Source organism: Spirosoma validum (assembly GCF_014699035.1).
GTDB lineage: Bacteria > Bacteroidota > Bacteroidia > Cytophagales > Spirosomataceae > Spirosoma > Spirosoma validum.
In genome coordinates, this window is record NZ_JACXAA010000014.1 from 184359 (window position 1) to 194711 (window position 10353).

Sequence of the window (10353 nt, forward strand, 5' to 3'; positions counted from 1 at the left end):
TGTACGTATTACCGTAAGAACATACGCTGAAGGGCGGCCCACAGCCGCTTTTTTAAGTTTTGATCGGCCTCAATGGTAGGTAGTGAATCGGCCATGAGAAACGTAATGCCTTCAAATCGAACCGGTGCGTAGCGATCCATCATAATATCGAGGCTAATGCGCTCGAAAGGGACGCCGAACGTAATGAAATGGTTGATGTACTTGCCACGCAGCAGTTCAGCGAAATCGACTTCCTGAACACCGTGCAAATTCAGCAAGTCAACACCGTTGATATTGAGATTAACGGCCTTCAGAATTTTTTCCAGAAACAACAGATTACTCGGATCTAAATCCTCATCGGCTAGTAAGAGAACTTTATGATTCAGTTGCGGTAGACGGGGCTGTTGCTGAATCGGTGGCAAAATCGAAGGTGTCGTAGGGCGCGGTACAGGTTGAGGCAATGGCTCAGGGGTCGTAATGGATACGATCGGTTTCGGTTGGGGAGGAACAGCCGGAATTATCGGAATTTCTACAACGGCATCGATTAGTAATGGTTCAGCGTAAACCGCAGTTGATGCTGCCGATAACGTATCTAACTCCGCCAGCAGATCAAGGGGCGTTTCTGCTGGAAGTTCAACTGCAGTATCAGTAGCAAGCGGGTTAGGTGATATAACAGGGTCCCAGGATTCATCAGCCAGCCGAAAAATGGCGTCGTTTTGGTACAATGTCTGATAAAAATTTTGGGCTGACATAAAAGGGGTAAGTAAAATAGATCACGTTGTTCGACCCCGGCGGGGTCAGACGTTTATAGCAATCGATTTTACTACAAACATCTGACCCCGCCGGGGTCGAACAACGTAATGAACCAGTTGATTTATCGACTTATGCTCGGTTCTACGCAATTACTGCCTGCCGGTGAATAATCGCTTCCCTGTCAGGGCTAGTCGAAATAAAGTTAATGGGTAACCCAAGTGTGTCTTCTAAAAAATAGACATACGTAGCAAGTTCGGCCGGTACGTCGCTGAATGAACGAATGTCGGTCAGATCCGCCTGCCAGCCTTTGAACGATTTATAGATCGGCGTAACGTCGGTATCACAGAGATCATACGGCAATTGCTCGGTGACGGTACCATCGGGCAGTTGATAATGGGTACAGACCTTAATTTCATCGAAAATGTTCAGCACGTCGACCTTCATCATCACCAATTGCGTTACGCCGTTGATCATGATGGCGTATTTCAGAGCGGGCAAATCCAGCCAGCCGCATCGGCGTGGCCGACCAGTTGTTGCCCCAAACTCACGACCTTCCTGCCGAATGCGTTCACCGGTTTCGTCGGAGAGTTCGGTCGGGAAAGGACCACTGCCTACGCGTGTACAGTACGCTTTAAAAATGCCATATACTTCGCCTATCTGACGCGGGGCCACACCCAGACCGGTACAGGCGCCAGCCGCCATGGTGTTAGACGACGTAACAAATGGGTAGGAACCAAAGTCAATATCCAGCAGTGAACCCTGTGCACCTTCGGCCAGAATTTTTTTGCCTTTATCGAGCGCATTGTTTATAACGTACTCACTATCCGTCAGCTCAAACTGTTTCATAAACTCGACAGCGCCGAAAAATTCGGATTCCGCCTGTGGGAGCACAGAGGCATAATCGAAGTTATTCTGTTCCAGAATGACCTTATGAATGTCCACTAGTTTATCGTATTTCTGTCGAAAGGTTGGTAATAACACATCGCCAACCCGTAGCCCCTGCCGGGCTACTTTATCCTGATACGTTGGTCCAATACCGCGTAGCGTTGACCCAATTTTCGATTCACCTTTGGCCTGTTCATAAGCCGCGTCCAGCAAACGATGGGTTGGGAGAATGATAGAAGCCTTGCGGGAAATCTGTAGATTTTGAGCAATAGCTAGATTAAACTTAGCCAGACCGTCGATTTCTTTTTTAAAAACGATTGGGTCCAGCACAACACCATTGCCAATAATGTTAAGAATATCGTCCCGAAAAATTCCGGATGGAATTTGGTGTAGTACGTGCTTAATTCCGTTGAATTCAAGCGTGTGCCCAGCATTGGGGCCACCCTGAAAGCGGGCTACCACCTGATATTGTGGAGCCAGTACGTCCACAATTTTTCCTTTTCCTTCGTCGCCCCACTGGAGGCCTAATAAAACATCGATCATTATGAATGGCCGCAGAAACGGCTGTGATTATACAGATTCAGTAAGTTTATTCAGGCCTTTTTCTGGTGATGGCTGACTATCCCGAAACATCAAAACGTATGATCCGTGACATGTTCATCTGAGCGAGGTAAGGCATAAATAGATGCATGATGGGACACCCCTGGAGCAGGCTATATGACATAGTTATCCAAACGATTTCTGCGTCATATAGCCTCAATAAATCTATCCTTCCACCGGAACCTGAACGCCCTGCTGGTCTTTCTCGGTGATCTGGCGGTTTTCGCAGAAATCGCGTGCACAGGCTCCGTAGAAAATCAGAGAATGATGCATGACGTTGAATTTCAGCATATCGCCCACCATGTTCTGAATATTCTGAACCCGTGGATCGCAGAATTCCATGACTTTATGGCAATCCGTGCAAATCAAATGGTCGTGCTGACGGTAGCCGTACGACTTTTCGTATTGCGCCAGGTTACGGCCGAACTGATGCTTCGTAACCAGGTCACAATCGACTAGTACGTCTAACGTATTATACACCGTTGCCCGGCTGACACGATACTTTTTATTCTTCATGGAGATATACAACTCATCCACGTCGAAGTGGTCCTGCCGGTTATAGATTTCTTCAAGGATGGCAAAACGTTCGGGCGTTTTCCGTAAACCCTTTCGTTCGAGATAAGCCCGAAAAATCATCAGGGCTGACTCTAAATTCGTTTGTGTCGGAGCAGGCATATCCAGATCCAATTAAGTGAAAGTGCAAAAGTAGCAGTTCGCTGGTTGAAAGTTATCGTTTACCATGATTTATACACCGATTAAATAACATCGAACAGCAAACCGCAGACCAGTTACGAGTCGAAACGAACTACCTCGAAGACACCCTGAACCCGCTCCAGTTTCCGCATGAGGGTTTCGAGATGGCCTGTATCATGCACATAAAGGCGGATGTTTCCTTCAAATACCCCATCCTTCGAGTCAATCGCTACCGAACGCATATTAATGTGCAGTTCATTGCTGATAACCCGCGTGACATCGTTAATTAATCCCACCCGATCAGTCCCCGTGATACGTAGCCCGGCCAGAAAAGCCAATTCTTTCTGCGATGTCCATTTGGCCTTAATAATTCGGTTGCCATGATTTGACATCAGTTCGACGGCGTTGGGACACGTAACGCGGTGAATTTTGATTCCTTCGTTTATCGTCACAAAGCCAAACACGTCGTCGCCTGAAATGGGGTTGCAACATTTTGAGAGCGTATAATCGATCCGGTCCATGTCTTCCCCAATGAGAAGCATGTCGGCATCGGCCCGTTCTCCATGAATCTTCTTGAGTTCCTTAACAAATGCCTTTGCATCCGGTAACGTATCGGTGTTAAGCTTGTTGGCACGGTTTTCTTTGGCTTCCTTGTCGGATTTGAACTTCTTCAGTTCCTGTACATCAATATGTCCTTTGCCAACCCGGTAAAAAAAGTCATCGGTAGTTTTGGAGCCAAAATAAGCACGCAACTGATTGATAACTTCGTTGGTCATTTCCATCCGAAGCACGCGCAGTTTTTTATTAACCAACTCCCGGCCATCGGTTACGTAGCGTTTATTTTCTTCCTTGATTAAATCCTTGATCTTGGTCTTCGCCTTCGACGTAACGACGAACCGTAGCCAGTCTTCGCTGGGTTTCTGGCGATTCGACGTAATGACTTCTACCTGATCCCCATTCTGGAGGACGTAACTAAGGGGCACAAGCGAATTATTCACTTTGGCCGCCATGCAGCGAGCGCCAATCTGGGTATGTATGTCGAACGCAAAGTCGAGAGCGGTGGCCCCGCGCTGCAGTACCTGAAGATCACCTTTCGGCGTGAACACGAAGACTTCCTCACTGTACAGATTACTCCGAAAATCATCGACAAACTCAATGGCCGCTTTTTTATCGCCACTCCCCGCCGACTCGATCATGTCACGAACCTGACTGATCCAGGCTTCGATACCGGCGCCCGTCTGCGTGTCGTTGCCTTTGTATTTCCAGTGAGCCGCGTAGCCTTTTTCGGCAATTTCATTCATCCGTTCGGTACGTATCTGCACCTCAACCCACTGCCCCAATTTGCTCATAACCGTCGTATGTAGCGACTCGTAGCCATTCGTGCGGGGTGTACTGATCCAATCTTTTAGCCGGTCAGGATTGGGTTTGTAATGATCCGTAACGATCGAATAGGCCCGCCAGCAAGCCGCTTTTTCTTCTTCGGGTGGTACGTCTAAGATAATCCGGACGGCAAACAAGTCATAAATTTCCTCAAATGGTTTTTTCGACTTATTCAGTTTCGTCCAGATCGAGTAAATGGATTTTGGGCGACCTTTAATAATGTATTTAATCTTCGTTTCGATTAAATCTTTCTCAATCGGTTCGATGAAACGGCTGATGAAACGATCGCGTGCCAGTCGGGTTTCGCGTAACTTTTTGGCAATGTCTTTGTACGCTTCCGGCTCAACGTGTTTCAGATACAGATCTTCCAGCTCCGATTTAATGGTGTACAAACCCAACCGGTGAGCCAGCGGGGCGTAGATGTAAATCGTTTCGGAGGCAATTTTCAACTGCTTGTCGCGGGGCATCGACTCCAGCGTCCGCATGTTGTGCAGTCGGTCGGCGAGTTTGATCAGGATAACCCGTACATCATCCGACAGCGTCAGCAACATTTTACGGAAATTCTCCGCCTGCTGCGATGACCCGTATTCAAAGTAGCCCGAGATTTTGGTTAATCCGTCAATAATCCGGGCCACCTTTGGTCCGAAAGACCGATCAATATCGGCAATGGTGGTTTCCGTATCTTCCACTACGTCGTGGAGCAGAGCCGCTACGATGCTGGTTGTTCCCAGGCCAATTTCTTCAACAGCAATCTGAGCTACGGCAAGCGGGTGATAGATATAAGGCTCTCCCGATCGCCGACGCATGTTTTTGTGAGCTTCGGCCGACGTATTGAACGCTTTCTTGATCAACTTAGCGTCATCGCCTTTAAGCATGGGCTTGGCAGCACGTAGTAAACGTCGGTAGCGTTTGAGGATTTCCTGTCGTTCCAGTTCTAAATCAATAACAGGTTCAGCCGCATCGGCGGACCGACCAGTTCGATTTTCAATGGCGTTCATCATTGGTGGCTTCTTTGCAGTTATTGCCTGTAGGTTGTACTCGTACTACCAAGATAACAAAATAATAATCTAAAATTGATGTAGGAGCGTAAGTAAATTTATCGGTTGTTTTTATGGACTATCAGCGTTCAAAAAAAACAGCAAAAAAAACAGCATGACATTGGGTAGAAGATAAAGTTTTTCGTACTTTTGCAGCCTGAAAAGCTCAAACAGCTAGCTACTGAATGGGTCTACAGATCTGCGGGCGTGGCGAAATTGGTAGACGTGCCAGACTTAGGATCTGGTGCCGCAAGGTGTGTGGGTTCGAGTCCCTCCGCCCGTACAAAGTTTAAAAGCGAAAGAGTGAAAGAGCGAAAGAGCGTTGTCTATAACAATTCACTCTTTCATTTTTCACTCTTTCGCTCTTTCATTTTAAACCGACACAAACGTGGATATTACCTTAGAAAAAGCCAGCGATACCAACGCTTCGCTGAAAATTACCCTGACCCCCGCTGACTACAAGCCAGAAGTCGATAAAAAACTAAAAGACTACGGTCGGAAAGTGCAATTGAAGGGATTCCGCCCTGGCCATGTACCAGCGTCTCTGGTACAGAAAATGTACGGCAAAAGCATTCTGGTCGACGAAATCAACTCGATGCTGAGCAAAACGGTTAGTCAGTATATCCGCGAGAATAAACTACAGGTTGTTGGTGATCCAGTCCCCGATCGGGAACAAGCCGACGCCATAGACTGGGATAACCAGTCGGATTTCGCATTCAGTTATACACTGGGTCTGGCCTCTGAGTTTGATATCGATTTCAGCGACCTGCCCAGCGTAACGCAGTACGAAATTCAGGCGGGTGAGGCTGAAGTTAATTCAACGATTGCTGATTTGCAGCAACGTTTCCATACCCATGCTCACGGTGAAGAAGTTGGTGATGGCGATACGATTTATGGTGAACTGAAGCAGCTGAATGGTGATTTTTCGGCGAAAACTGCTTTCCCGATAAACCAAATGGCTGACGACGCCAAGGGTCAGTTCGTTGGTAAGAAAAAGAGTGATTCGATCACGTTTACGCTGGAGCAAGTTTTCCCCGATGAGAAAGCTCGCGCTAACGCAACCGGTGTCAAGAAAGAAGAAGCCGCTGAACTGACGGGTGAGTTTACGTTTGAAATCGACGACATTACACGCAACGAACCTGCAGAACTGAATCAGGAGTTTTTCGATAAAGTACTGGGTGTCGGTGCTGTTGAAGACGAGGACCAGTTTCGCACGAAAGTAGCTGAAGTCATTCGGGGTAACTACGGTCGGGAGTCAGCTCAATTGTTGCGATTGGATATTGAGAAAATGCTGCTCGACAACACACCGATTCTGTTGCCCGATGAATTTCTGAAAAATTGGCTGCTGGAAGTCAACGAAGGTAAGTTTACGCCGGAGCAGGTTGAGGAACAGTATGATGATTTCACGAAATCGGTGAAACTTCAGCTAATCAAAAATAAAATTGCTGAAAAAGCTGACATCAAAGTAGAATTCGATGAAGTCCTGGATGCTACTCGTCAGATGGTTCGTGAGCAATTTGGCTTTGCCGGAAGTGAAGACGAGGAGATGACGAAGACGATTGATCGGATTGCCCGCAACTATTTGCTGGACGAAAAAAACAACGGTCAGAACTACACGAGTACCTTCAACCGCGTCTATGACGATAAGGTGGTCGAATACGCTAAAACACAACTGACCACCGTAACACAAGACACAACGGTCGACGAGTTTAAAGCGCTGGTTGAGAACCGATAGAACTAAAGCAACGTAATGAAAAAGCCCCAGCGGTTCTCGCTGGGGCTTTTTCATTACGTTGCTCATTTGGCTGGCGATACATATCGCCAGCCAAATCTTACTGTTGACGAATAACTTTGATGGTTTTGCTCTGAGCCGGTGTGCTCACCTGCAGAAAGTACAGCCCCGGCACCCGACCCACACTGATCTTGTGACGCTCCACCACCTCAGAGAGCTCCAAGGCCTTCTGGCTAGTTACTTCTCCCAGCGTGTTGGTCAGCTGAAGCTTCAAGGGTTGGCCCTGAGCCCCCTTGATCTCTACCTCCAGCCAGTCACTCACCACCGGGTTACCCAGCACACTCACCTGCAAGCCACTGCCCAGCTCACTGGCCACCTCCCGGGCTCGACCACCGCAGTAGGCCCCGAAGTTGAACACATACGTAACGCTCACCCCACCCTGCATCGCCGTGATCTGCAACGGCTTGGGATCATTCCGCAAGCCAGCCTCAACCACCCCGTTGGGATCGGTCGGCGAGCTGCGGGTCACCCCAGGAATCGTGAAGGTGATGGGCGAGCCATTGCCCCCCACCGTGCGGATGGTGATCCGACCCGTGGCACACTCGTACAAGGGCTCGATCAAGGTCAGCTCCCGGGGCCGTGCGCAGTACTCCACCAGGTTGAAGCTGTAGGTGACACTCACCCCATTCTGGGTGGCGGTGATGACAAGGGGTTTGGTATCATTGCGCACCCCGGCTTCGACGATACCAGTGGTGCTGGTGGGGGAGGTACGAATGACGCCCGGCACGGTGAAGGTGATGGGCGAGCCATCCCCCCCCGAGGTTTGCAGGGTGATGCGGCCAGTGGCACAATCGTAGATGGGTTCGAGGATGGCCAGGGGCTGGCCGAACATGAGGGCTTTGTCGGCCTGGATGAAGCCGTAGCCGGTGCGGAAGTCGAAGCCCACATCGAAGCCGGGTGTCAGCGGATCGTCCATGTCAATCGCAGTGGATTGTAAGCGCTTGAGAATATCGGCTGGACTCATGGCGAGCTTGGCTTTCTCCTGCAAGAGCGCGGCCACACCGGCTGCATGGGGAGCGGCTGCCGATGTCCCGAAGAAGTTGGGGAAGTTATCGCCATCACCCCCGGGAAACGCCTGACCGAAGAAGGTTGTATTACCACCGTCGGCAGCAGAGATTTCGGGTTTCAGCCGAAGACGGGTTGGGAAAGGCTGGCCATATTCGGTGAACAGAATGGGGGTACCACCCGCCGATGAGAATGTCTCAATGACGGGAACAGGATAAACGGTCGGGTTATATTCAGGTGTTTGAGACCAGCGAACGGCTCCTACTGAGATCGCTCCTGTGGCATTGGCGTGACCAACAGCTGTACTGCTACGTGTGTCAAATTCAATCGTTGCCGTAGAGCCAAAATTGACCCATTTGATAATCTCTGGATCGGGACCGGCACGTTTTACGATAGCAATCTCTATTTCAGCAGGAGAGCTGCCATTGTTGGTAATGGCAATACGTTCGTACGGATCGAATCCTATATTATTGTTGATGCTTCTGAACAGAAGGGCGCCATTGAAATAGAAAAGAAGATCTAAATCTGTTTTTGCTCCCGATACGCCACCGGATTGTATACTTTCTGAGTAGTAGGGATCGCTCCATTGCAGGATGCAGTTAAAGCTACCTCCAGCCGGAATCGAGACCCGTTGAGTAAGTCTGCCATTACCAAAATCATGAGCAGCACTTCCACCAGGATATACGGCGCCGTCAGGAAGTCTGCCTGAATTTCGGAAGCTACTGCTGTATGACTGACGTGCATAATTACCTGCTGATTTAAAGTACGAAGCATTCCAGTTTTTATTGACGTAATCAATAGCCTGGGAAACAATACCATCCTGAAAGAAAGGTTCAACGAAGTAAGCGATGTCATCGGTAATGATGTTACAACCGGCCTGCGCCAAACGTACAATACCGTTTGCAAAGTCAACATAGCTTACAAAAGCTGTATGAAAAGCTATGGCTGCACCAGGCGCTACGTCGTGAACGATTTCAGCCATCGCCCGACCTTCATCAGTACCCGAAGCAACGTCTTTGAGCACCTGAACATTAGTAGGTAAATCATCAGAAGCTACACCTATCGCTGCTCCTCTGAGTGCGTCATAAGAATCAGACAGAATGCCAACTTTGGAGCCTGCTCCCGTAACGTTATATGTCTGACGGGCAACGTCAGATCGCATCGCTCTATCGCCTTGAGAAGTCGTTCGACCCGCATTGACAACCGGTACAGCGGCAGGTCGGGCAACGTGTAATGTCGCGACGTCACGTAATAAATTTAACTTACTAATTGGAAAGTATCCAGAAACAATCTTTCGATAGTATTGACCTTCTATCATGCCCAGGGCTTGCAGCGAAGAGAGCAGTGTCTGAGCATCAGCTTCATTGGAAATGGCGTCGATAGCTATCAATCCATCGCGCGTCTGAACTTCGTCATCCTGCGTTAAAGTCGTCTCACCTTCCGATGATGCAGCCTGGCGGAGACCTTTGTTCTTCTGACTATTGTTCTGCTGCGTTCCTTTCTGTTGAATACTTAACAGCTCAGGCGTTAGCTTAGCAGCCAGGGCTTCCTGCTTGATTTCTTCAATGGGACTCTGTGCGAATCCACCGAATGGTGCCCAAAGAAACAGACTAAATACGACCGCAAATAGACTGTTGTTTCGTAAACGGTTTAACATAAAAAGAAGGGGTTTATAGATGAAATGACTGACAAAACTGCATTATTTGAAAGCAGGCTGGTAAGTTAGTAGACGCATATCGATTATCAAATACAATTACGTATTTATTTAGTATATAAAATGCTCATAAATAAATACACGGATATAATAACAATTCGAAACCATAAAAAACGCTACACAGAAGGATATTTTGACATAGACAAAAAAGATCCTGCCAACTATTGACAGGACCTTTTTTACTTAACAGCAATTTGCTTACTGTTGACGAATAACTTTGATCGTCTTGTTCTGAGCAGGTGTCATTACTTGCAGGAAGTACACGCCCGGTAACCGACCTACGCCGATCTTGTGACGCTCAACCGTGCCCGCCACCTCAACCATCTGCTGGCTGCTCACCTCGCCCAGCGTGTTGGTCAGCTGAAGCTTCAAGGGTTGGCCCTGTGCCCCTTTCACCTCCACCTCTACCCAGTCTGCCGCCACCGGGTTGCCCAGCATACTCACCTGCAAGCCACTGCCCAGCTCACTGGCCACCTCCCGGGCTCGACCACCGCAGTAGGCCCCGAAGTTGAACA

At 48.7% G+C, this 10353-nt stretch carries 7 protein-coding genes and 1 tRNA gene; 2 read left to right on the forward strand and 6 right to left on the reverse strand.

Going from position 1 to position 10353, the window contains the following annotated elements; all coding sequences use genetic code 11:
* Positions 1-8: 8 nt before the first annotated feature.
* The 4 genes from IC230_RS28425 to IC230_RS28440 form a co-directional block, all read right to left on the reverse strand.
* Positions 9-731: a hypothetical protein gene (locus IC230_RS28425; RefSeq protein ID WP_191042455.1), complete on the reverse strand. Its 723-nt coding sequence runs from the start codon at positions 729-731 to the stop codon at positions 9-11.
* Between the two features lie 142 nt (positions 732-873).
* On the reverse strand, positions 874-2160 hold the full coding sequence (locus IC230_RS28430; protein WP_191042456.1) for an adenylosuccinate synthase: 1287 nt from the start codon (positions 2158-2160) through the stop codon (positions 874-876).
* A gap of 222 nt (positions 2161-2382) precedes the next feature.
* Positions 2383-2892 (reverse strand): Fur family transcriptional regulator, encoded by a 510-nt coding sequence (locus tag IC230_RS28435; protein ID WP_191042457.1) that lies wholly within the window; start codon positions 2890-2892, stop codon positions 2383-2385.
* 113 nt (positions 2893-3005) lie between these two features.
* The gene (locus tag IC230_RS28440) at positions 3006-5291 is read right to left on the reverse strand and encodes a RelA/SpoT family protein (RefSeq protein WP_191042458.1); all 2286 of its coding nucleotides are present in this window, start codon (positions 5289-5291) and stop codon (positions 3006-3008) included.
* Positions 5292-5528: 237 nt separating this feature from the next.
* Here IC230_RS28440 and IC230_RS28445 point away from each other — a divergent pair.
* Both IC230_RS28445 and tig read left to right on the forward strand, forming a co-directional pair.
* Positions 5529-5610, forward strand: a tRNA-Leu gene (locus IC230_RS28445).
* 105 nt (positions 5611-5715) lie between these two features.
* Positions 5716-7062, forward strand: coding sequence for a trigger factor (gene tig / locus IC230_RS28450; RefSeq protein WP_191042459.1), 1347 nt, complete (start codon positions 5716-5718; stop codon positions 7060-7062).
* Positions 7063-7159: 97 nt separating this feature from the next.
* On the opposite strand, the gene IC230_RS28455 is transcribed toward tig, so the two are convergent.
* Entirely contained in the window at positions 7160-9781 is a 2622-nt protein-coding gene (locus tag IC230_RS28455) for a S8 family serine peptidase (RefSeq protein WP_191042460.1), read from the reverse strand.
* 255 nt (positions 9782-10036) lie between these two features.
* Positions 10037-10353: T9SS type A sorting domain-containing protein (locus tag IC230_RS28460; RefSeq protein ID WP_191042461.1), on the reverse strand; the 317-nt coding region annotated here is incomplete at its 5' end.

What these genes read in the sequence shown, in the direction of transcription:
- IC230_RS28435 (WP_191042457.1), bottom strand. Translation starts at nt 2,892, where the DNA reads ATGCCTGCTCCGACACAAACGAATTTAGAGTCAGCCCTGATGATTTTT.
- IC230_RS28455 (WP_191042460.1), bottom strand. Translation starts at nt 9,781, where the DNA reads ATGTTAAACCGTTTACGAAACAACAGTCTATTTGCGGTCGTATTTAGT.
- IC230_RS28425 (WP_191042455.1), bottom strand. Translation starts at nt 731, where the DNA reads ATGTCAGCCCAAAATTTTTATCAGACATTGTACCAAAACGACGCCATT.
- IC230_RS28440 (WP_191042458.1), bottom strand. Translation starts at nt 5,291, where the DNA reads ATGATGAACGCCATTGAAAATCGAACTGGTCGGTCCGCCGATGCGGCT.
- IC230_RS28430 (WP_191042456.1), bottom strand. Translation starts at nt 2,160, where the DNA reads ATGATCGATGTTTTATTAGGCCTCCAGTGGGGCGACGAAGGAAAAGGA.